Source organism: Mesorhizobium temperatum, from assembly GCF_002284575.1.
GTDB classification, from domain to species: domain Bacteria; phylum Pseudomonadota; class Alphaproteobacteria; order Rhizobiales; family Rhizobiaceae; genus Mesorhizobium; species Mesorhizobium temperatum.
Genome location: NZ_NPKJ01000058.1, coordinates 98,326 through 120,371, shown reverse-complemented (window position 1 = coordinate 120,371; position 22,046 = coordinate 98,326). Strand labels below are relative to the sequence as shown.

The window sequence follows — 22,046 nt, the reverse complement described above, 5'->3', positions numbered from 1 at the left end:
TCGCTCGCTACAGCGCTATCGAGGGCGCGCTCGCGAGCGGCTTCGCTACCGCCGAGCTACACCACCTGTAGGGACGCGACCGCGACCACCATCGGCTTGTGATTCAGGTAGACTGTAATCGGAATGAACGCCGCCATTTTTATCGCTCGCCAAGATTGAAGGTGGCTAAACGCGAAGGCCATCGCGGTGGTTGCATCATCGCGACTAACGCCTCACTGAGAACGCTCGACGAGGAAAGCGAGACGGACGGCAGCGCGTAGGCTGGGGACGCGACCTGTATGTAGAAGACCCGCCGCTACATTTGCGAAGCGACGGGCCAACCTTCGGAACTGCCTGGCGCTATGCCGCGTTAATCTTCTGAATCGGGAGATAACTGTGCAAAAAAAAGACTATCGAACGAACAGAGCCGACTATGCGATTGCCGCGAAGCATGGCCGAGCGACCGCTGAAGGCGACGATGAGCTGCCGGCGAGAAAAAGAAAATCCCTGTTGGTAAGGGATCGGCGATCCGCCAAATTGGCCGCTAATCCGTCGGAAAGCGCTCCAGACCCGAAAGCCAAAACGCGCGGTTAGGGTCCGGCGCCGGCCACTTCCTTCTGCTCAATCGTAAAGCGCACCCTCGCCGGGGCGCTGCTTGCGCGTCACCAAACGTTGCTCCACGATGACCAGCAATGCGGGGAGCACAGCAATCATGGCCACAAGGTTTCAATCATCTGAGAGCCGCAGCTTTTGGGCAGGCATCATCCTTTGGTCGATTTTCGATTTTGCGATCGTCCTGGCCATAGCGTCGATCTGGAACGATTGGCCTGGCGCACTGGTAGTAGCCGCGGCGGTCACTGTCGCAATTTGGGTGGCTCAAATGGTGCTGGCGCTCTACGGCTTCGCTCGCTACATGGCATACTTCTGGTTTTTCGAGAGGGAGAGCCGAACTCGGGCAACAGTTGATCAGCTTATTCAACTGAAAATGCCGGCTCCCAATGCTCTTTACAACGACGTCGACGAGTATCTGTTGTCGGCGGCAAACGATCCATCAACATCAAACGACGGCAGATTGTTTGCTGGAGCTACGCTTGGCCTTTTGGAATCCACAAGAAAGTTTGGACCCAGAGGCGTCGCTATCTCAACCGCTATGGTCATCGAAGAAAGCCTCCGCCGATATAGTCGTTTGAAGCTGGTTCAAGAATGACCGGTTGCCGAGTGCTTTGCCGTCACTGCGAACGCTCGACAGCAAACGTTGGCGCGTCATCTCCCTCGCCGGCCTGGAGAAATTCAACGACAGCAGAAAGAAGTCGCTCGGCCACGATCCTATTCATGGCCAGCTCAATCGTGCCGCTGTCGGTCTCCAGTTCGAGCAGTCCGATCAGCGGATCGGCCGACATCCATGTGGTGTCGGCGGAGAGCAGTTTGGTGAATCCGGTTTTGCTGGGCTTGCGTTTCATGGTGCCTCCATCGGCTGGAAGAAGCTTCCGGGGGCAGTGTTCGTTCGAATGATGTTTTTCCGTTGCCTTTGAGCGCAAGTTTTTGGTCAGCCAGCACAGCGCCTCCTCTTAAGCTCGCTGGTGGTCAAGGCCCGGCGGCCGGCTGATGGTCACCCCAATAGGGCTGCCGGGCCGCTCGAACTTGCTCAACGGATGGCGCGGACTTCATGACCTGGATTAGAACCAACAACCACACCAGCGGCATCCTCTTTGGCGAGGTGCTATATCATGCCGATCCCGAGCACCCGCCGCCATCCTATGTGTCGCAATATGGGGTGCAGGAAGATGAAACGGCTAATCAAATACGACCCTAAGCGCCACGTGCGCTACGATCCGGACCTGCTGCCCCGCACGGGGCACAGGTACAAGCCAGCCAAACCGGCCCACGATGCCGTATGGTGGCCCAATGTCATCTCGGTAATTGCTATTGCCGGTTTCTTCCTCACGTTCATCTGGAGCTGACGATGCTACCTTTTGTGCAGGCAGATGGTCTCTCAGGCAGGCCGCTGCTCAGCCATTTGTGCAAGAAGTTCGTACCGCGGGTGCTCATTCCGTCACAAGCCGGCGGAGCGCATTAAGTTCCTTCGTCCCAGAAGTCCTGCAGGGAGGCGTGCCGAAGGTCTTCCTCGCCCCTTAGATGCTTTACGCGGGCTTTGATCCCCGGCTTGACCCACTGTGTTGCCGGCCGCTTTGGCATTTCCCTGGGCGGTGGCCCGGCATGTTCCTGGACGCGCTTCCAAAGCCGCTCCCGCATCTCGCGATTGACGCTGACGAAGGCGCTGCCGACATATTTGCGGGTGCCGGGCTCGGCCATGAGGGCGAAGCGCTGGCCAAAGCCATCATTGAAACGGTGGAAAAGCTGACCCGGTGCCCACCGCCTTGATCCGTTGCCGGCCGGCTAGGCAGCTTCTGGACTCTCGCCTGAAATGGCGGCATTCTCCTCTTCGGGGAGAGAGGGCGTGGGCAAAGGCCACCGTTATCAAGGCGCCAATCAGGCTGACCGCTGGCGAAGGCGCGCCGGCAGAAGAATGCCGTCACGGCGGCTGCCGCGACCCGCTCTTGGGGCTCCTCTTTCTCGGCGTGGGCACGCTTGCCGCCACAGTCACTCAATTCGTAATACAGAGCACCGCAAGCCTTCAGGGCACGGTAACAAACTGGTCCGAGCCGCTGCCTGGTGCAATGGAAGGCCGCGCCTCTGTGATCGATGGCGACACGGTAGAGATTGCAGGCCAAGGATTCGGTTCAGCGGCATCGACGCGCCTGAGAGCTGGCAGTATTGCGATGACGCCAGCCGCACGGGCAGGCCGTTCCGAAGCTGGCGCACAATGGAAGAATGGCGCAAGGCATAGGGAACCGTATCTGCTGGCAATTCGCCCAGCTTTACGATTTCCGCCCATGGCCGGGAAAGCTCGGAAGCGGTTAACCGCGGTCCTGCGACAGATGCATTGGTATCGCTATTTCATATTATTTACTCAGGCACGCAGGCTGCTCTTGAAAAACGACTGAATGTTGCAAGAGGTATTATAAATAGTGGTGATCTAAAGAAACGAGAATTGGGCTTTGAGATTTTAAAAGCTGGTTTGAAGACCTCCCAATTCATGTTTCACCCCAGTGCCGAGTTTGGATCTCGGCATCGTGACTATGGATGGTCGCCAACTTCGGAGAGCGACTCGGCTACCTGGTTTATGAGATGGCTGAGTTTAGCCCGGGATGTACTTCATTCAGATAGCGAAACGTCTTCACGCGTGAGATCGATTCTTGGAGACGCTTTCAGAGGTCTGTGGGGAATAGTCATCCTGCAGGATCAACTGGTCGATTTGGCCGACCAGCTCACAAAAACTGAAAGTTGGCCGGACGGTTGGCTGGCGACCAAACGAATCTTGCGCTGGGATAGGGAGAGACAGAGCAAGGCCTCTTTTATGAAACTTCGCAAACTGGAACTGGCCCTGCGACCAAAGGATCTCTTGTCCGAAATTCGAGCACGTGTGCTTGCTCGAGGTGCGTTCGCTGAAGACTTAGTCGGCGTTGACCGCAGCCCCGACTCGGCGTCGTCCGTATACGAAAAAGCGCGCGACCATGCCGAAAAGCTTGGTCAAGCGGCCGCAGGTGACAGTGAACTCCTAGAGGCCATCGTTCCGGAACTTCTAAAACCGAACTCTAGCGACAAAACCTACTCGTTTGGACGCGGTGTGGGGAAGGCTGTCGATGACCCAGTGGGATTGATGATGCATATTAGGGCTCAAATTGCGAGATCCGAAATCAATCAAATATCACTGATACCAATCCGTGGAATTATAGCTGGCTGGAACCAGGTTGATCCGCAAGCAGTTGGAAATTTTCTGGATAGTGCACTCGAAGATGAAATATGGTCGCGCTGGTTCGTTGAGTTACAGGTTCAAGGGTCAATGGATGATCGCGCCTTCGATCGACTCCTGAGCGCCATTGTCGACGGAAAGAGTCCAGTCTGGCAATTTCAATATTTGGCAGGTGGTAGGGTAACAGACCCGTTTTCTGCGGAGCAAATTGGGAAATTGGTGAGAGCCATTGCTGACCAAGAAGATGGACCCTTTGTTGCGTTTGACCTTCTCTCGATGGTGATTCATTGCGCATCTGAAAAAGATGAAAATTATCGGAATGATTTGCTGCAAGTTTGTATGGAATTCCTTCGTGCCACTAATTGGGTACTTGTTAATAGCGACCAAGGTGGGATGGACTATGATGTTGACGTTGTTCTTCGATTTGCGCTCTCCCGTACGAATTCTGATAACGATGTAACTATTATACTGAATAATATAGTTGATAGCAGGCGAAATAGAAACAGATATTTTGGTTTTGATGGACCTAAATTGCTCGGTCGGTTCTTTGAATTCTTTCCAATGATGGCGCTTAACGCCGTCTACCGGCCCGACGATGAAGGAAGCTATTCTCTTGCCTACGAAATGGTGGTGGACCCTTCTTCTGAAGGGCACGATACGGCCGTGGCAATGGTGCCTTTGGAAATTCTGGTTGAGTGGTGTGATATTTCGCCAAATGACAGATATACATATGCGGCCTCCACATGTAAGCTATTTGACGTAGATGATGACAACAACAAAGCTATTTCGATATCACAGACGGTAGTTGAATTGTTGCGCTCTGCTCCCAACAAGCAAGCCGTTATGAGTGAGGTTATCCCTCGCCTTGTGCCTAATTCTTGGAGCGGCTCGCGTGCCAGCATTATAGAGGAGCGCCTACCGTTGCTGCGATCACTTAATCCAGCTGATGATCAAGAGATTGAAAGGGTCATAGACGCAGCTGCTGACGCTAGGCTTCGCGAGTTGATAGATGCAGAGCGACGGCGCGAAATGGTAGAAGAGCGGGCCGATTCTGAGAGCTTCGAATAGCACTTTTCCAGAAGCCAAGTCCTATCGGGAACGCATCCCGGATTCGGCGGTTCATCGCTTCTGGCGCAACATCGCCGATTGAATTAGCATCTGTTCAAGAAACCTTGGGTCGCCCTTACCCGGTGCGGAGTATGGGCAGAGGAAGCCCGGGCGATGTGAGGGCGCCGACAAATCGCGAGCTGGCCTCCGAAACGCGTCCGGCAACGAAGCTAGGCATCCTCGGGAGGGAGACCAATGCAGAAATTGCAGTCGCAAGGCGTCCATCACATCACGCTGGTCGGCGCCGGGCGCCAGACTTCGATCGATTTCTGGGAAGGCGTGCTTGGCATGCCTTTTATCTTCGAGCAGCCCAATCTCGACAACGCAGGCGAAAGCCATCTCTATTTCGATCCGGGTGACGGCCGGCTGATCACCATCTTCACCGACGAGAGCCGCACGCCGGAGAAACGGCGCACGCCGACCGATACGGGCTGCGTCCATCATATCGCGTTTGCAGTGTCGCGCGTCACCTTCCTGCAGGCGGTCGCCCGGCTCGACGAGCGCGGCATCAAGCACAGCGGCGTCAAGGATCGCGGTTTTATGGATTCGATCTATTTCGAGGATCCGCTCGGCCTGCTGATCGAGCTCGCCTCCTACCGTTTCGAGCCGCCGGCGGGCTCCACCCATGCCGACGTGTTGATGCAGGCGCACAAGATTCGCGTTGCGCGCGGCGACTACGCAATAGCCGAAGTGCATCTTGCCGACGCGATCCAGGCGCTCGTCGAGCGCTCCCGCGCGACCTTGTCGGAGGACCGCGCGCCGAAAAATCCATACTGACGACAGGCCAAACAAGGGAGGACCACAATGGCAAAGACGACAACGAAGAGTGCGAAGAAGCCGGCCGCCAAGGCCGCTACGAAACCAGCTGCCAAGGCCGCGACAAAGCCTGCAGCCAAGGCGGCGAAAGCTTCCGCCGAGCCGGCAGCGAAAGCCGCCGCAAAACCTGCAGCCAAGGCATCCGCGAAATCCGCGCGGAAGACCAAGGCGAAATCAGGAAAGAAGCCCGCGCTGACGCTCAGCATGCTGAAGCCGAGCGTCAATAATATGAGCGTTCGGGTGTTTGCACGCGCGGCCGGGCTCGATCATTCCGAGACCGACGTATGGGGCCACACGCGCTCGCCTGAATACATGGCGCGAAACCCAGCCCATCTCACCCCGATGATCGAGGACAAGGGCTTGCCGAGAGGCGTGCTGTGGGAAAGCTGCGCCATTATGCAGTATCTCGCCAACAAGCATGGGCTGGAGAAATTATATCCCAAGGCGCCGGCCAAGCGGGCAATGATCGACAGCGCCATGTTCTACCTGATCGGCACGCTCTACCCTTATGTGGCGCGCGCCACCTATCCTGCGCTGAACTTCCCGCAATATGCCGGCGAGGTTGGTCACAGCGATGCCCACCCCGACAGGAAGTCGGAAGCCCAGAAGGCCGCGGCGGCCGCAATTGCTGAGCCGCTGGAGGTCTTTCACAGCTTCTTCAGGAACGGCAAGCCGTTCATCGGCGGCAAGAACCCGTCGATCGCCGACATCCGCCTGGCGGCGACGCTCGAATTCCTGGCCGTCATCGACTACGCGCTGCCCCAATGGGCAAAAGATTACATGGCGGCGATCGAGAAGAAGCTCGGCAAGGCCTACGCCGAGCCGGCCGCCGACGTGCGCGGCTATATCGCCCATGTGAAGTCGCAGGCCGGTGCGTGAGGCTTTCGCTCTAACGGTTTTGCTTGTCCAGGCCGACCTAAACCGAGGCCGAAGGCCCGTCGCCTTTTACGGGACGTAAGAATGTTTGAAGCGTCGACGACGAAGCCACGGTTGACCTGGAGGCACCGGTCCTGATGATCAGGCCCGCGCGGGTGACGTCCATGGAAGGGCCCGCAAACTACCCTTATTCGCCGCGTTCGGTCTGGCGCTTGCTGCCCTGGCGGCGTGTGACCAAACTCAATCGGGAGGAACGCAGGCGACGACCGCTGGCCAATTGCCGCCACCTCCAGCCGACACGATGACGCCGGCACCCGCAACCCCGCCGCCAGCTCAGACCGCCCCTGCTCAGTAGCAGATCGTAGGTTCAAAAAAATGGAACCCTCGCCGGAGGCGGGGGTTCGCTTTCGGCATTGCGGCCGCAAATCGTCGCGGCCTGATGCTGCGCCTTCGTTCAGGGACCGAATATCACCAGCTCGGTGAACGTTAGATCTCCGAGCGAGGGTGGTCTGGGGCCCTTGAAGTACTTCAGTCCTCTGTTGGGGCGGTACCACCCGAACAGACCTGCAATCGGTTCCTTGGCGTCGACAACGCAAAGCAGGATGCCGCTTCGCCAGAGAAAGCGCCCGATGGCACCGGCGCACCGGCTCAAATCTGCGAGAGAGCGGCAATAGACGATCTGATAGGATGGGATAAGACCGCGCAATATCCGGCGCGGCATCAATACGAAGGGAAACGCCGCTCCGTCGCAAATGCAAATCAATGACAGGCAGCCCAGCGCGGAGTGTTCCGAGAGTATGTATCTCTCACTGTCGGACAGCATCGCCATTTCCGCAAGATCGGGACGAGCTTCGAGCACGCGACATGACCGCTGCACCGAGCTGAAGGCCGGCAAGAAGGCAAATTGTCCGCTGGAAAAGAGGCGAAAGCCGAGCGCCAAATTGTGCTTTAATGTAGCAGGCGCCGGCGAAACGTTCGTGTAAGTCACGTCTCTTTGCTTGAGAATCGTCGTAATCAGCTTGATGGCATAGGGGCGGAATTCTTCGTCGACGGACCAGCTTGAAAGATTGCAGCGGATTTCGTCGCCTTCCTGCCTGCGATAACGGGTATAAAGGGTCAGCACGACGCCGACGATCCGACCAGTCTTCTCCAAAGCAAAGCCGTATTGTTGGCATTCGGCGATAGCAGGCCGCTGCGACAATCGGGTCAGCGCTTGTATCCAGTAACTCCGGTCACGCTCCGGAAACCCCCGGCACAGGCAGTCGACCACTCCTTCCCAATCGGCTTCGCGAATTGGTCGACAGCGAACGCCGGGAGGGAGAGCGCCAAGTACGGCCATAATAAACCCCAGAACACGATCGTTACTTGGATATGCTTCACATGCTAACACATTGGTGTACAACGATTAATAATATGTGCCGCATTTAAAGACGACTTTCCGCACTCATCACGAAAACGCAGATCAGATTGGCCATGACGCGTCGACGAGCAGCCCCCGTCAGCTAAGGATTCGTTAACCAAATCCCTATCTACTGATCGGCAATTCACCTCCAATTCGTGACCACGGATGTACTGGCGCGGTCGAGGTGGAAGGAAAGGTCGGCCATGTGCCGGCCTTTTTGTTTCGTTTCCCGGGAAGCTGCGGCCTGACTTCGCGATTGTCGTTGGGTATCAAGCCTTCAAAACATCTGGCCTTTGCAAAACATCTGGCCTTTGCAAACATATTGTCTTCGCCGCCATTGTCCGTACCATATTGCTGTGCGGGCGAGGCGGAGGACGAGGACCTGCAATGAAACGCACGGCAGGACTGTCGGTGATTGCCGGCTCGATATTGGCAGGCGCCAGCTGTCAATCGAATGCCGCATCGCTGAACACCATGGACGATGTCGGGGCTGCGATCCACGCGTGCTGGACACCGCCGGCGAATGCAGGGAATTCAACCGTCACATTGAGTTTCAGTTTCAAGCGCAACGGCACGCTGATCGGCCCGCCCAGGCCGACTGCCATCAATGTGACCGGCGACGCGAAGGTGCGGCAATCCTTTGTCGATGCAGCGATCGCCGCCCTGGAACGCTGCTTGCCGCTGAGCTTTTCGCCGGCGCTCGCCCAAGGGATCGCAGGCAGCGTCTTCACCTTGCAATTCGGCTCGCCCAAACAGTAACCGGGCGTCATCCCAGGCAAAGCCCGCTCGTTTTCCGAGCGGGCAATTTCAGCCAAGCGTTGCTAGGCGGCGTCACCTCAAGCGATCGGACCGGTTCTAGGTTCACGAGATGTCAGTGTTGGGCGCGCCTCGCATTGACATGGCGTGCCAATTCCGGCGTCTCGAAGACATAGTCGCTCCAGGCCGATTCCGGAATCTGGCCGGCCAGATAACATTCCAGCAAAAGACTTTGCTCAGGCCTGAGAGGTCTCGGCGCGCGCTCATGGTCCAGTCCCAGCGAGTGAAACAGATTTCTGGGCGAGTGAAACAGATTTCTGGTCAGGCCCGAGACAGTGAAGTGAATCGACATGTGCGGTCTCCTTTTGACCATCCAGCGCATGACCCAAAAAATCGGGATCAACCTTCGCTACGCTGCCCTTCGGTTCGGCAAGAACCATGCGCCAAACGAACGTCACAGCGGCCCTTTCTGCGTCCAAGAGACGCGCGGCGCCGCAATAGGGACGCGCGGCGCTGCAATGGCCGTTTAACGTCGAAGGCGGGATAAGGTTTCAACGTGGCGGGCGGTAACACCGGATTGATCGGGGCGCCGGATCGATCGGGCAGCCCGAAACCCACCAGTCAGTTCATGCTTTCGGCGATCGCGTGCGCGTCTGACCGAACCGCTGCGTCAGGTGCGCAGTAGCGTTGAGGAGGGGATATTTTGGCTGCCACCGTTTGAATGCCGGCTATTCGCAGACCATGCGGACCCGTTTCCCGGGTTGGCTGACGTTCCTGCAGGTGAGCGGTTTTGTCGGCTCGGATAACGGCATCGGCGGATCGTTGGAAATCCTCCGGGTGTGCCTTCTCGGCGGCACAGGAGTCTTGATACCGGGGGCCGCCGCCCTTTTCGGCGTTTCGGGCGCCACAGGAAAGACATCGGTCTGCAGCAACTGCGGCTGTTCGGGCTGCGCCTGCTGCGGCGGCCTGTCCCAGAACCGCCGGACGTCAAGCGGCCTCGGAATGACGACGGTGCCGTCGTAGCTGCGCGAGCAGCCGCTCCCCAACAGCAGCATCGGGCACAGGAAAAAAGGCAGGATCCGTCCCAACATCGGCAACACCCTTGCGGGATTTATAACGCGGCCTCGGTTCCACCGACAACCGTCGGAATACATCACGGGCAAGGCTAGCGCATGACCCGGAGAATCGGTATCGATTTCGCTGGGGATCGTGCGCAAAAATCAAAATGCCGCAGCGTCCCTAGCGCGTCGGAAAGGGCGCGCCGCGCTGTCGCTCGGCGCGGACGGAGAAATCCAGCGCAACGCGGGATTGGCATCCGCGTCAGGCTGTAGAGCTCAGCCGAGATTCGGCGACGTTGTTGCAGACAAAACTATGGTGCGATCGCACCATACCAAAGCGCGCGTCCGGTTGGGACAATAAGCGCATCGAGTTCCGCTCCTCCAGTTACGGGCGGGAGCAGCGACCGCCGGCAAGAAGCAGGGTCAGATTTACCCCAACGGACCTGTTTCGGCGATGGCGCGGCCATGACCTCCTTGGCCGCATGCAACGCGCTCCCGCCCGGATTTTCTTTTTCGGCGCCAATTGTCTCGCCTGTCGAGGGCAAATGTCGGCCGGAAATCGTGCAAGCTGCTGATTCCAGCGGCAAACCACGGCTGTGCCGGCGCGACCCGCGGCGCTTCCTTTTCGACACGGCAGTGCCGCGTTACCGGGCTGACATCAAACTGTCATGTGACTGTAATAATCGGGGGCTATTGGCCTCAGCGGGCGCCGAAGGAATGGCGCCGAGAGACCATTTTCCGAACAGGAGCAGGCCACATGAAGAAATTCCTCCTTACGGCGTCGGCCGCGGCGCTTGCGCTCGCCGCGTCGGCTGGTTATGCCGCCGCGCGCGACCAGATTCAAATCGTCGGTTCGTCCACAGTGTTCCCCTTCACGACGGCTGTCGCTGAAAAGCTCGGCCAGAGCGGAAAGATCAAGACCCCGGTCGTCGAGTCGACTGGCACCGGCGGCGGCATGAAGCTGTTTTGCCAGGGCGTCGGCGAAAATACCGCTGACTTCACCAATGCGTCGCGCGCCATCAAGGACAGCGAACTTAAGACCTGCAAGGCAAACGGCGTGACGCCGGTCGAGATCAAGGTCGGCTTCGACGGCATCGTGCTCGCCAACTCGAAGGCAGGGACTGTCGTCGATCTGACCAAGGAACAGGTTTTCAAGGCGCTCGCCAAGAACGTCGCTGTTGACGGCAAGGTCGTCCCCAACCCCTACAAGAACTGGTCGGATGTCGATGCGTCGCTTCCCGCGACAAAGATCGAGGTGCTTGGCCCGCCGCCGACATCCGGCACGCGCGATGCCTTCGTTGAACTCGTCATGGATGCGGCCTGCCAGGAAGAAGTGAAGGCGGCTAACGAAAAGGGCTGCGGCGAGATCCGCGAAGACGGCGCTTTTGTCGAGGCCGGCGAAAACGACAATCTGATCGTCCAGAAGCTGGAAGCCAACCCGAATGCCTTCGGCGTCTTTGGCTTCTCGTTCCTTGACCAGAACGCCGACAAGCTGCAGGGTCACAAGATCGACGGCGTCGAGCCGACCTTCGAGAACATCGCATCCGGCGATTACGGCGTTTCCCGCTCGCTCTATGTCTATGCCAAGAAAGAGCATGTTGGCGTCATCCCCGGTATGCAGGAGTTCATCGCCGAGTACACCTCGGAGGCTGCATGGGGTCCTGATGGTTATCTGGCCGACAAGGGCCTGATCCCGCTGCCGGACGCCGAGCGCGCCAAATGGGCCGAAAACGCCAAGGCCCTGAAGGGCATGGGCTCCTGATGTTTCGGGGTCCGAGCGTACCGCTCTGACCCTCATATTCTAAAGCACAAAGCGCGGGACCATAGGTCCCGTGCTTTGAGCCGGTGAATGACCGGCGGTCGAGGGGACGTCCCGAATCATGGTCGGTTATCTCGTTGTTCTTCTGTTGGTTCTGGCCGCAGCCGCCTATTGGATCGGCCGGACACGCGCCATTGCCAGTGTCAATGGCGACGTCGCGCGACTGCATTCGCTGCCTGGCCAACATGGCATGTTTCTGGCGCTTTTTGCTGCCGGTCCCGCGCTGCTTGCGATCGTGTTGTGGTCGCTGGTGACGCCGGGAATTGAATCGTCGATCATTGCCGACCGCTTCTCCTCCGAGTTGTCGGGAATGGGCGTTCCTCAGGTCGAAGCTTTCATCCGGGACGCTCGCGCGATGGCCTTTGGCGGGCTTGTCGGCTTCGCCGATCCGGCGAAAGAGGCGGCCGCGGCCGTCTACAAATCGATCCATACGACCAGCACCTGGATCATCTGGGCCGTCGCGCTCGTGCTTTCCGCGTCCGGATTTTACTGGGCCTATTCGCGTATCGCACAGGCCTACCGGGCGCGCCACGTGGTCGAGCGCGTTCTTCGCGCATTCTTGATCGCCTGTTCGGTGGTCGCGATCCTGACGACGATCGGCATCGTCCTGTCGCTTATCTTCGAGTCCTTGCGGTTCTTCCAACAGGTGCCATTCTATAAGTTCCTGTTCGGCACGCATTGGTCGCCGCAGAGCGCCTTCACCGGCGCCGGAACGGAAGCCGGGGCGGTCAACCAGGATATTTTTGGCATGGTGCCGCTCTTTGCCGGCACGTTGCTCATCACCTTCATCGCCATGCTGGTGGCTGCGCCTATCGGGCTGATGGCTGCCATCTACCTTTCGGATTACGCCTCCAAAAGCGTCCGCGCGATCGCAAAGCCGGTACTGGAAATCCTCGCCGGCATTCCGACCGTCGTCTACGGCTTCTTCGCCGCGCTGACGGTTGCGCCCTACTTCCGCGGTATCGGCGAAAGCCTGGGCCTCAACGTCGCGTCCGAATCCGCGCTCGCCGCAGGCGTGGTCATGGGTATCATGATCATTCCCTTCGTTTCCTCGCTTTCCGACGATGTGATCAATGCCGTTCCGCAATCCCTGAGAGACGGTTCCGCCGGCCTCGGTGCGACCAAGTCGGAAACCATCCGCAAGGTGGTCCTTCCCGCTGCCCTTCCGGGCATCGTTTCGGCGATGCTGCTTGCCGTCAGCCGCGCAATCGGCGAAACAATGATCGTGGTCATGGCGGCGGGGCTGGCGGCAAACCTCACGGCCAACCCGCTCGAAGCGGTCACCACCGTGACCGTACAGATCGTGACGCTGCTTGTGGGCGATCAGGAATTCGACAGCGCCAAGACGCTTGCAGCCTTCGCACTCGGCCTGGTGCTGTTCTGCATCACGCTTACCCTCAACATCGTCGCTTTGCGCGTCGTCCAGAAATACCGAGAGCAATATGACTAATGCGATCTCGTCATTCGGCGCCGTCGGACGGCCGGTCAGCATTCATACCGACGATGCCGCGAAGGTGCGGCTGAAAGGTCGTTACCGCACTGAAACGTGGTTCAAATGGCTTGGCGCCGCAGCCGTCGCGTTGGCCGGCTTATTCCTTGTGCTGCTCCTGTCGACGATCGTCACGCAGGCGATCCCGGCGCTGCGGCAGAACTATCTGACGCTGCCGATCGATCTTTCGGCGGCCAAGGTCGACCCGGCGAAACTCGACGCCGCCAACTATGACGCCATCGCTCAGGAAGCGCTTACGGCAAAATTTCCTGATGTGACGAGCCGTCAGGACAAGCGCCTGCTGCGCGGACTGATTTCCACCGGCACAGGCGTCTTCCTGCGCAAAGATATTGCGGCTGATCCGGGGATGCTCGGAGGAACGGTGGACTATGCGGTTCCACTTGACGATTTTGCCGACCTTTATCTCAAGGGGTTGCTTGCCGACGTCGGTTCGGACGAAGCGATTTCGACAAGCGTCACGCCTTCGGAAACCAGCGGCGACATCGATCTGACCTTCGGCGACGACGCCATGTTGACGCTGGCGCGTGGCCATGGTGCGACCGAGGGCGAAAACGGTATGCTCACGCTGACGAGCGGCGCATCGTCGCTGCTGGTCGCGTTCAATGGCGGTACCGTCAAGCTGACCGCGCTGTCGCCTGGGGCCAGCGGGACGGCGGTCGCAAAGGGCACGGTGATCGAGGCGCTGGACAGCACGGCGCCCGCCGCGAGCGGCCAGGCATTCCTGCGCGTCATCGACACGCCGGAAGCATCGCGAAAGATTTCCGACAAGATGATCGTCTGGCTCGACACGCTGAAGAGCGCCGGCCTGATCGAAAGCCGGTTTAACTCGATCTTCTTCTTCACCGGCGCAAGCCGCGAGCCGGAACTGGCCGGTGTCTGGGGCGCGGTCGTCGGATCGTTCCTGACCATGATCGTTACGCTCGCCATCGCCTTCCCGATCGGCGTTTCGGCGGCGATCTATCTTGAGGAATTTGCCCCCAAGAACCGGCTGACGACGATCATCGAAGTGAATATCAACAATCTGGCAGCGGTGCCTTCGATCGTCTTCGGCCTGCTTGGACTTGCCGTATTCCTGAATTTCTTCGGCATGCCGCGCTCGGCCCCGGTGGTCGGCGGTATGGTGCTGGCGCTGATGACCCTGCCGATCATCATTATCGCCTCGCGCGCTTCGCTGCGCGCTGTGCCACCGTCGATCCGCGAGGCAGCACTTGGCATCGGAGCGTCCAAGGTCCAGACTGTGTTCCATCACGTCCTGCCGCTGGCGATGCCGGGTATCATGACCGGCACCATCCTCGGAATGGCGCATGCGCTGGGCGAAACCGCGCCGTTGCTGATGATCGGCATGGTCGCCTTCATCGTCGACATTCCCGGCGGCTTCACCGATCCCGCGACAATCCTGCCGGTGCAGATATTCATGTGGGCCGATTTTCCGGAAGCGGGATTCCAGCAGAAGACTTCGGCGGCGATTTTGATTTTGCTGGTGTTTTTGGTCATTATGAATGCCATCGCGGTGATACTGCGCAGGCGCTTCGAGCGGCGCTGGTAAGGAGTAGAGGATATGAACATCATGACGGAAGCCAGCGTCGAACAGAAACTGAGTAGCGGAACCAACGAGCCTTCGATCAAGATGAAGGGCGAAAAGGTCTCTGTTCATTACGGCGAGAAGCGAGCTCTGTTCGACGTGGATCTCGATGTCCGCGAGAACCAGGTGACGGCGTTGATCGGCCCATCGGGCTGTGGCAAGTCGACCTTCCTGCGTTGCCTGAACCGAATGAACGACACGATCGACATCGCGCGGGTGAGCGGCAAGATCACGCTCGACGGCGAGGATGTTTACGACCCGAAAATCGATGTCGTCGAGCTGCGAGCTCGCGTCGGCATGGTGTTCCAGAAGCCGAACCCGTTTCCGAAGTCGATCTACGAAAACGTCGCCTACGGTCCGCGCATTCACGGCCTGGCCAGGAGCAAGGCCGAGCTGGATGGCATCGTGGAATCGAGCCTGAAGAAGGCCGGCCTGTTCAACGAGGTCAAGGATCGCTTGCTCGAGTCGGGCACTGGCCTTTCCGGTGGCCAGCAGCAGCGCCTGTGCATCGCTCGCGCCATCGCGGTGTCGCCTGAAGTCATCCTGATGGACGAGCCCTGCTCGGCGCTCGATCCGATCGCCACCGCCCGCGTCGAGGAACTGATTGACGAACTGCGCCAGAACTACACGATCGTCATCGTCACTCATTCGATGCAGCAGGCAGCGCGCGTGTCGCAACGCACGGCGATGTTCCATCTCGGCTATCTGGTCGAGGAGGGCGCGACCGACAAGATGTTCACCAACCCCGACGACAAGCGCACCCAGGACTACATCACCGGCCGGTTCGGCTGAGCAGTCCGGCGGCGAATTTCGAACACGAGGACAGTATCATGGGTGAACACACCGTCGCATCTTTCGACGAGGAACTGGAGCACATCGACAGGCTGATCCGCGACATGGACGAGCTCGCCGCCGCGATGGTCGCAGCCTCGATCCGCGCGTTGCTTGCGTCAGACAATGCGATGGCGCAGCGCGTCGTCTCGGACGACGCCATCATGGATGCGCGGCAGCGCGAACTCGACGATAGTGCGATCACGCTGATCGCCAAGCGGCAGCCGATGGCGCAAGATCTGCGCGCCGTGGTTGGCGCAATCCGCATGGCCGGCGATCTCGAGCGCATCGGCGACCTGGCCAAGAACATAGCCAAGCGGGTCAGCGCAGTCGGGCAGAGCGCCACGCCGCGTAATCTGTCGCACGGTATCGACGCTATGGCGGATCTCGTTCTTGTGCAGCTCCGCGGCGTGATCGAGCACTATGTGTCGCGCAATGCCGGCGCGTTGAAAGAACTGCGCGCCGACGACCAGAAGATCGACGTGAAATACACGGCGGTTTTTCGCGAACTGCTGACCTACATGATGGAGGATCCGCGTAACATCACCGCCTGCACGCATCTTCTGTTCTGCGCCAAGAATCTCGAGCGTATCGGCGATCATGTCACCAACATCGCCGAAAACGCCTACTTTGTCGTGACCGGGCAGCAATTGCCGGCGGATCGCCCGAAGCTAGACGAAACGACGATGTCGGCGCCGGCGACATGACAGGAGTGACCGGCCGATGATCGCGCCGCGCATCATGGTGGTGGAGGATGAAGAGCCGCTGGGCGTCCTCCTCCGTTACAATCTGGAATCCGAAGGTTATCAGGTCGAGGTGGTGACGCGCGGCGACGAGGCCGAAATCCGGCTGCAGGAAAACGTGCCCGATCTTCTGGTGCTCGACTGGATGGTGCCGGCGGTTTCCGGCATCGAACTTTGCAGGCGCCTTCGGGTGCGTCCCGAAACCGAGCGGCTGCCGATCATCATGCTGACCGCGCGCGGCGAGGAGAGCGACCGGGTGCGCGGCCTTTCCACCGGAGCCGACGACTATCTGGTCAAGCCGTTCTCGACGCCGGAATTCATGGCCAGGGTCAAGGCGCTGCTGCGCCGCGCCAAGCCCGAAGTGCTGTCCAGCGTGCTTAAGGTCGGCGACATCGTGCTCGATCGCGAATCGCACAGGGTCTATCGCAAGAAGAGCGAGATCCGGCTCGGGCCAACCGAATTCCGGCTGCTCGAATTCATGATGCGGCACCCGGGTCGGGTCTTCTCGCGCAGCCAGTTGCTAGACAATGTCTGGGGCGAGACGATCTACATCGACGAGCGCACGGTGGATGTCCATGTCGGACGGTTGCGCAAGGCGGTCAACAATGGTCGCATGCCCGATGTCATTCGCACCATCCGCGGCGCGGGCTATGCGATCAGGGAAGACTAGCTGATATTCAAGTGATGCCGGCCTGCCACCGGCGGCTTCCTGCGCTTCCGCTGCTCACGTGCCCAAAAGTAAAGTACGCTCTGCTCCGGTTCTCGGAACCCACTGTTCTCGACTCGGCCTGACCTGAATCTCAACACATCCCCAAGTCGCGATCCGGGGATCCCTGCCTTCGAATTCAAGCCACGTTCTTTCCGACCGAGCTGGCTCGTGCCTGGGTGCCCGGCGCGAAAATCTCCTGGTCGACGAAGCTCAGCGCCCGCAAGGCGCAGCCTTCGCGGATCAGCGGCAGCTCGTTCGTCTCGGTGTCGAAGGAAATCGAACCCGAATGATGCCCGCCGGCGGTCTGGGCGATGGCCTCGCGCAGGGCCGGCTCGATCAGGTCGAAGGCGGCAGCGCTGGCGCCGACCATAGCGACCGGCGCCGGATCGATCAGCGCGAACAGGCTGCCGAGCCCGAAGCCGAGCGCTTCGCCGGCCTTGCGGTAGGCTTCGCGCTCCGGTCCGTCCGTCTGGCGCGCCCGGGCCGCCAGTGCCCGCATCTCGGCGTCGCTGACATCGGCGACCGGCTCTGCGTTCTCGCTCAATTGCCTTGCGTTGCGCCAGATGGCGTAGTTGCCAGCATAGGCCTCGACGCAGCCGCGCCGCCCGCAGCGGCAAAGCGCGCCGCCCGGCCGATGAATCATGTGGCCGAATTCGCCGCCCGAGGAATGGGTGCCGGTGAACAGTTCGCCCTTCAGCACCAGCCCCATACCGATGCCGTGCGAGAGCAGGATGGCGATGAAATCGTCGCGGTAGCGATCCGGGTCGCGCCAGCGCAGCGCCACGGCCATCATGTTGCAGTCGTTCTCCATGATGGCCGGGATGCCGAACTCGCGTTCCAGAATGTCGGCGAAGGCGATATTCGTCTGCGGCGTGATCGGCGACCACAACATGGCGCGCGCATGCGAATCGGTGATGCCCTGGATCGCCAGCGCGATGCGGGCGACGCTTTGGACATCGAGGTCGGGGTCTTCGAGCCGCCGCCGGACGATGGCGACACATTCGCCGATCAGCTCGTCGCGCGACATGGTCAGCGTGTCCAGCCGGCGCTGTTCCTCGGCGACCACCTGTCCGGCATAGTCGATGACGGCGACCGACAGGAAATTCAGCGACAACACGACCGCCAATACCGCAGCGGCTTCCGGATTGAGGCTGAGGCCGACCTGCGGTCGGCCGCGTTTCATCGAAACGGTCTCGCTCGCCTTGATCTCGGTCAGGATGCCTTCCTGGATCAGGTCGGAAGAGATCGCCGATATGGTCGAATGGCTGAGGCCGGTGGTTGCGGCGATCTCGGTCCGCGACGGCTGGCCAGCCCGGCGTACCGCCGAAATCACCATGGCCCGGTTGCGCCGGCGCAAATCGTCATGACGGATTCCAACCGACATTCTTTTGCTTCCTCCCTATTGCCGCGGCCGCTCATGAATCGGAAACCGTCGGTAATGTCCGACAAATAGTCGCAGAAGCAGCGGGCCCTGTCATTGTTTATTCCGAGGCTCGAAATAAGTCGGCAGGGACATCAAAATCCATCGGAATTGATGTTGACAGCGCTTCGGCGTTGGACCAGTATTTTTTCGAGGCTCGAAAAAATAGGGCCTTTGTGCCGGCCTTCGGGCCAGTTGGTCGTGCCGTACGCGGCGCAGGGAGGAATATCATGAAGAGATTCGCAGCCGCCATTCTGGCGGGGGTCGCCATGTCGCTGACGCTCGCGTCGGTCGCACAGGCCAAGGACAAGGTCATTGGCGTTTCGTGGTCGAACTTCCAGGAAGAGCGTTGGAAGACCGACGAAGCCGCCATGAAGACGGCGATCGAGGCAGCCGGCGACAAGTATATTTCCGCCGATGCACAGTCCAATCCCGGAAAGCAGCTGACCGATGTCGAGAGCCTGATCTCGCAGGGCGCCAACGCGCTGATCATCCTTGCGCAGGATGCCTCGGCCATCGGGCCGGCGGTGCAGAAGGCGCTGGACGAAGGCATTCCGGTCGTCGGCTATGATCGGCTGATCGAGAACAAGGACGTGTTCTATCTGACCTTCGACAACCAGGAAGTCGGCCGCATGCAGGCCCGCGAAGTGTTCAAGGTGGCGCCGGAAGGCAATTACGTCTTTATCAAGGGCTCGGGCGCCGATCCGAATGCCGATTTCCTGTTCGCCGGCTCCATGGAAGTGCTCAAGGATGCCATCGACAGCGGCAAGATCAAGAATGTCGGCGAGGCCTATACGGACGGCTGGCTTCCCGCCAACGCCCAGAAGAACATGGAACAGTTCCTGACCGCCAACGACAACAAGGTCGATGCGGTGGTTGCCGCCAATGACGGCACCGCCGGTGGCGTCGTCGCGGCGCTGACGGCGCAAGGCTTGGCCGGATCCGTCCCGGTGTCGGGCCAGGACGGCGACCATGCCGCGCTGAACCGCATCGCGCTCGGCACGCAGACCGTATCGGTGTGGAAAGACGCGCGCGAGCTCGGCAAGAACGCTGCCGAGATCGCCTCACAACTGGCCGACGGCAAGCAGATGACCGACATTGCGGGCGTCAAGGATTTCACCACGCCGGGCGGCAATGTCGTCAAGTCGCTGTTCCTGACGCCGATTGCCATCACCAAGGACAATCTCAACGTCGTCATCGACGCGGGCTGGATCAAGAAGGAAGAGGTCTGCGCCGGCGTGGCAGCGGGCACCGTCCCGGTCTGCAACTGATCCGGCCTTCGGAAGAAGCCTGAAACGCCGCGGCTTCACGCCGCGGCGTTTTTTCAAAAGAATTGTTTTTCCGCTTCTCGCGGATAACTTCTAAGCGCGGCAGACGGCAACCCGGTGGGAGGACATCATGACCGACACGACTTCCAACACGCCGGCCGCCGATACAGCTGCCGATCGGGCGCGTGAATCCGAGCTCAGCTCCGTTGGCCGCTTCCTCAAGGCAACCGAGCTCGACATACGCATGCTCGGCATGGTCGGCGCGCTGCTGGTCATCTGGGTTGGAATCCACATCCTGTCGGGCGGGCTCTTCCTCACGCCGCGCAATCTCTGGAACCTGTCGGTGCAGACCTCCTCGGTCGCGATCATGGCGACCGGCATGGTGCTGGTCATCGTGATGCGCAACATCGATCTTTCGGTCGGCTCCGTCGAAGGCGTGATCGGCATGGTGATGGGCGTCGCCCAGGCCGAATTCCTGATCCGGGTCATGGGGTTTCAGCTTGGAAATCCCTGGATATGGATCATCGCACTGGCTGTCGGCGTAGCGCTCGGCCTCATGATCGGCGCGCTCCAGGGCTTCATCATCGCCTATCTCGAGGTTCCGGCCTTCATCGTGACGCTGGGCGGCCTGCTGATCTGGCGCGGCATGGCGTGGCTGATGACGAGCGGGCGCACCGTCGCGCCGCTCGACGCCACATTCCAGCTCATGGGTGGCGGGCCGCGTGGCTCGATCGGGGCAACCGCAAGCTGGATCGTCGGCATTCTCGCCTGTGTGGCCGTGGCTTTCATGCTGCTCAACGGCCGATCGCAGCGCAAGCGGTTCAAGTTCCCGCTGCGGCCGGTCTGGGCGGAGACCTTGCTTGGTGTTGTCGCCTGCGCCGCCATCCTCGGCGCCGTCTGGGTCGCCAATTCCTACCCCTGGCCGATCGGCATCGTTCGCCAATACGCCCAGCGGACCGGCATCACCGTCCCGGAAGGCGGGCTGTTCATCGCCCATGGCATCGCCATACCGGTGCTGATCGCGGTCACCGTCGGCATCGTCATGACTTTCATCACCAGGCGCACCCGTTTCGGCCGCTATGTCTTTGCCATCGGCGGCAATCCGGAAGCGGCGGAACTCGCCGGCATCAACACGCGCTGGGTAACCATGAAGGTGTTCATGATCATGGGCGTGCTGGCCGCGATCAGCGCGGCGATTGCGTCGGCCCGTCTCAATGCGTCGACCAATGCGCTGGGTACGCTGGACGAGTTGCTGGTCATCGCGGCTGCGGTCATTGGCGGGACGTCGCTGGCCGGCGGATCCGGCACGGTTCTCGGCGCCATGCTGGGCGCGCTTCTGATGCAGTCGTTGCAGTCCGGCATGGTGTTGCTCGGCATCGATTCACCGCTTCAGAGCGTCGTCGTCGGCGCCGTCCTGGTGGTCGCCGTCTGGCTCGACACCGTCTACCGCAAGCGGGTCTGAGCATGATCCCGAACCGAGGGTCCGCGTCAGCGAAAATTGGACGCCGGTTTCGACAAGACCATGCTCAAGCAAAAACCATAGGGAGGAACGATCATGGCTGACACAACTGTTCCCACGCCACTGATCGATATGAGCAACATCTCGATTGCCTTTGGCGGCATTCGCGCTGTCGACGATGCGTCGATCGACCTTTTCCCCGGCGAGGTCGTGGCGCTGCTTGGCCACAACGGCGCCGGCAAGTCGACGCTGATCAAGATCCTGTCCGGCGCCTACAAGCGCGACTCGGGCCAGATCTTCGTCAATGGCGAGGAGGCCTCGATCTCCAATCCGCGCGACGCCAAGAAATACGGCATCGAAACGATCTACCAGACGCTGGCGCTCGCCGACAATGTCGACGCCGCCGCCAACCTCTTCCTCGGCCGCGAGCTGATGACCGGCTGGGGCACGCTCGACGACGGCGCCATGGAGGCCGAGGCGCGCAAGGTGATGGGCAGGCTCAATCCCCGCTTCCAGCGCTTCAAGGAGCCGGTGGTCAAACTTTCGGGCGGCCAGCGCCAGTCGGTGGCAATCGCGCGCGCCATCCTGTTCAACGCCCGCATCCTGATCATGGATGAGCCGACGGCGGCACTGGGGCCGCAGGAAACGGCGCAGGTCGGCGAACTGGTCATGCAGCTCAAGGCCGACGGCATCGGCATCTTCCTGATCAGCCATGACATCCACGATGTGTTCGAGCTTGCCGACCGCGTCTGCGTGATGAAGAATGGTCGGGTCGTCGGCACGGCGCGCACCAGCGACGTGACCCAGGACGAGGTGCTCGGCATGATCATCCTGGGCAAGTGCCCGCCCGGTGCCATTCCGGGGCCAGGTGCGCTGAAAATCGCCGCCTGAAGCTTC

At 60.1% G+C, this 22,046-nt stretch carries 21 protein-coding genes; 15 read left to right on the top strand and 6 right to left on the bottom strand.

Annotated features, from left to right (window positions below):
- The first annotated feature begins 691 nt into the window (after positions 1-691).
- A complete protein-coding gene (locus CIT26_RS21350) occupies positions 692-1,186 on the top strand; it encodes a hypothetical protein (RefSeq protein ID WP_095494405.1) in 495 nt (164 codons plus the stop codon).
- 22 nt (positions 1,187-1,208) lie between these two features.
- On the opposite strand, the gene CIT26_RS21345 is transcribed toward CIT26_RS21350, so the two are convergent.
- A complete protein-coding gene (locus CIT26_RS21345; RefSeq protein ID WP_095494404.1) occupies positions 1,209-1,439 on the bottom strand; it encodes a hypothetical protein in 231 nt (76 codons plus the stop codon).
- Between the two features lie 324 nt (positions 1,440-1,763).
- On the opposite strand from CIT26_RS21345, the gene CIT26_RS36730 reads away from it, so the two are divergent.
- Positions 1,764-1,940 (top strand): hypothetical protein, encoded by a 177-nt coding sequence (locus tag CIT26_RS36730; protein ID WP_167391489.1) that lies wholly within the window; start codon positions 1,764-1,766, stop codon positions 1,938-1,940.
- Between the two features lie 112 nt (positions 1,941-2,052).
- Here the strand turns inward: CIT26_RS36730 and CIT26_RS21335 are convergent, their stop codons facing one another.
- A complete protein-coding gene (locus CIT26_RS21335; RefSeq protein WP_245319511.1) occupies positions 2,053-2,292 on the bottom strand; it encodes a hypothetical protein in 240 nt (79 codons plus the stop codon).
- Positions 2,293-2,923: 631 nt separating this feature from the next.
- Between CIT26_RS21335 and CIT26_RS21325 the strand changes: the two genes are divergently transcribed.
- From CIT26_RS21325 to CIT26_RS21315, 3 genes are all read left to right on the top strand, one after another.
- Positions 2,924-4,861, top strand: coding sequence for a hypothetical protein (locus CIT26_RS21325; RefSeq protein ID WP_143747883.1), 1,938 nt, complete (start codon positions 2,924-2,926; stop codon positions 4,859-4,861).
- Positions 4,862-5,095: 234 nt separating this feature from the next.
- On the top strand, positions 5,096-5,677 hold the full coding sequence (locus tag CIT26_RS21320; RefSeq protein ID WP_095494400.1) for a VOC family protein: 582 nt from the start codon (positions 5,096-5,098) through the stop codon (positions 5,675-5,677).
- 27 nt (positions 5,678-5,704) lie between these two features.
- On the top strand, positions 5,705-6,595 hold the full coding sequence (locus tag CIT26_RS21315) for a glutathione S-transferase family protein (protein ID WP_095494399.1): 891 nt from the start codon (positions 5,705-5,707) through the stop codon (positions 6,593-6,595).
- Positions 6,596-7,046: 451 nt separating this feature from the next.
- Here the strand turns inward: CIT26_RS21315 and CIT26_RS21310 are convergent, their stop codons facing one another.
- Complete coding sequence (locus tag CIT26_RS21310; protein WP_245319510.1) at positions 7,047-7,931, bottom strand: hypothetical protein; 885 nt, start codon at positions 7,929-7,931, stop codon at positions 7,047-7,049.
- A gap of 450 nt (positions 7,932-8,381) precedes the next feature.
- Here CIT26_RS21310 and CIT26_RS21305 point away from each other — a divergent pair, with 450 nt between their 5' ends.
- On the top strand, positions 8,382-8,753 hold the full coding sequence (locus CIT26_RS21305) for a hypothetical protein (protein ID WP_095494397.1): 372 nt from the start codon (positions 8,382-8,384) through the stop codon (positions 8,751-8,753).
- A 112-nt stretch (positions 8,754-8,865) separates the two neighbouring features.
- Here CIT26_RS21305 and CIT26_RS21300 read toward each other — a convergent pair whose 3' ends face one another.
- Complete coding sequence (locus CIT26_RS21300; RefSeq protein ID WP_095494396.1) at positions 8,866-9,102, bottom strand: hypothetical protein; 237 nt, start codon at positions 9,100-9,102, stop codon at positions 8,866-8,868.
- Positions 9,103-9,478: 376 nt separating this feature from the next.
- Positions 9,479-9,841 (bottom strand): hypothetical protein, encoded by a 363-nt coding sequence (locus tag CIT26_RS21290; RefSeq protein ID WP_095494394.1) that lies wholly within the window; start codon positions 9,839-9,841, stop codon positions 9,479-9,481.
- 724 nt (positions 9,842-10,565) lie between these two features.
- On the opposite strand from CIT26_RS21290, the gene CIT26_RS21285 reads away from it, so the two are divergent.
- The 6 genes from CIT26_RS21285 (at position 10,566) to phoB (ending at position 16,963) form a co-directional block, all read left to right on the top strand.
- Positions 10,566-11,570: a PstS family phosphate ABC transporter substrate-binding protein gene (locus tag CIT26_RS21285; protein WP_095494393.1), complete on the top strand. Its 1,005-nt coding sequence runs from the start codon at positions 10,566-10,568 to the stop codon at positions 11,568-11,570.
- Positions 11,571-11,688: 118 nt separating this feature from the next.
- On the top strand, positions 11,689-13,077 hold the full coding sequence (gene pstC, locus CIT26_RS21280) for a phosphate ABC transporter permease subunit PstC (protein ID WP_095494392.1): 1,389 nt from the start codon (positions 11,689-11,691) through the stop codon (positions 13,075-13,077).
- Positions 13,070-14,683: a phosphate ABC transporter permease PstA gene (pstA, locus tag CIT26_RS21275; protein ID WP_095494391.1), complete on the top strand. Its 1,614-nt coding sequence runs from the start codon at positions 13,070-13,072 to the stop codon at positions 14,681-14,683. Before pstC ends, pstA begins: the two co-directional genes overlap by 8 nt.
- Before the next feature lie 12 nt (positions 14,684-14,695).
- On the top strand, positions 14,696-15,511 hold the full coding sequence (gene pstB, locus CIT26_RS21270) for a phosphate ABC transporter ATP-binding protein PstB (RefSeq protein WP_095494390.1): 816 nt from the start codon (positions 14,696-14,698) through the stop codon (positions 15,509-15,511).
- Between the two features lie 38 nt (positions 15,512-15,549).
- Positions 15,550-16,257 carry a phosphate signaling complex protein PhoU gene (phoU, locus tag CIT26_RS21265; protein WP_095494389.1) on the top strand — a complete coding sequence of 236 codons (708 nt, stop codon included), beginning with the start codon at positions 15,550-15,552 and terminating at the stop codon, positions 16,255-16,257.
- Positions 16,258-16,273: 16 nt separating this feature from the next.
- Complete coding sequence (gene phoB / locus CIT26_RS21260) at positions 16,274-16,963, top strand: phosphate regulon transcriptional regulator PhoB (RefSeq protein WP_023822590.1); 690 nt, start codon at positions 16,274-16,276, stop codon at positions 16,961-16,963.
- A 175-nt stretch (positions 16,964-17,138) separates the two neighbouring features.
- On the opposite strand, the gene CIT26_RS21255 is transcribed toward phoB, so the two are convergent.
- Entirely contained in the window at positions 17,139-18,386 is a 1,248-nt protein-coding gene (locus tag CIT26_RS21255) for an ROK family protein (protein WP_095494388.1), read from the bottom strand.
- Positions 18,387-18,652: 266 nt separating this feature from the next.
- Here CIT26_RS21255 and xylF point away from each other — a divergent pair, with 266 nt between their 5' ends.
- From xylF to CIT26_RS21240, 3 genes are all read left to right on the top strand, one after another.
- Positions 18,653-19,693: a D-xylose ABC transporter substrate-binding protein gene (xylF, locus tag CIT26_RS21250; protein ID WP_095494387.1), complete on the top strand. Its 1,041-nt coding sequence runs from the start codon at positions 18,653-18,655 to the stop codon at positions 19,691-19,693.
- Between the two features lie 127 nt (positions 19,694-19,820).
- Positions 19,821-21,152 carry a sugar ABC transporter permease gene (locus CIT26_RS21245; RefSeq protein ID WP_095494386.1) on the top strand — a complete coding sequence of 444 codons (1,332 nt, stop codon included), beginning with the start codon at positions 19,821-19,823 and terminating at the stop codon, positions 21,150-21,152.
- 93 nt (positions 21,153-21,245) lie between these two features.
- Positions 21,246-22,040 carry an ATP-binding cassette domain-containing protein gene (locus tag CIT26_RS21240; RefSeq protein ID WP_095494385.1) on the top strand — a complete coding sequence of 265 codons (795 nt, stop codon included), beginning with the start codon at positions 21,246-21,248 and terminating at the stop codon, positions 22,038-22,040.
- The last annotated feature ends 6 nt before the right edge of the window (positions 22,041-22,046 follow it).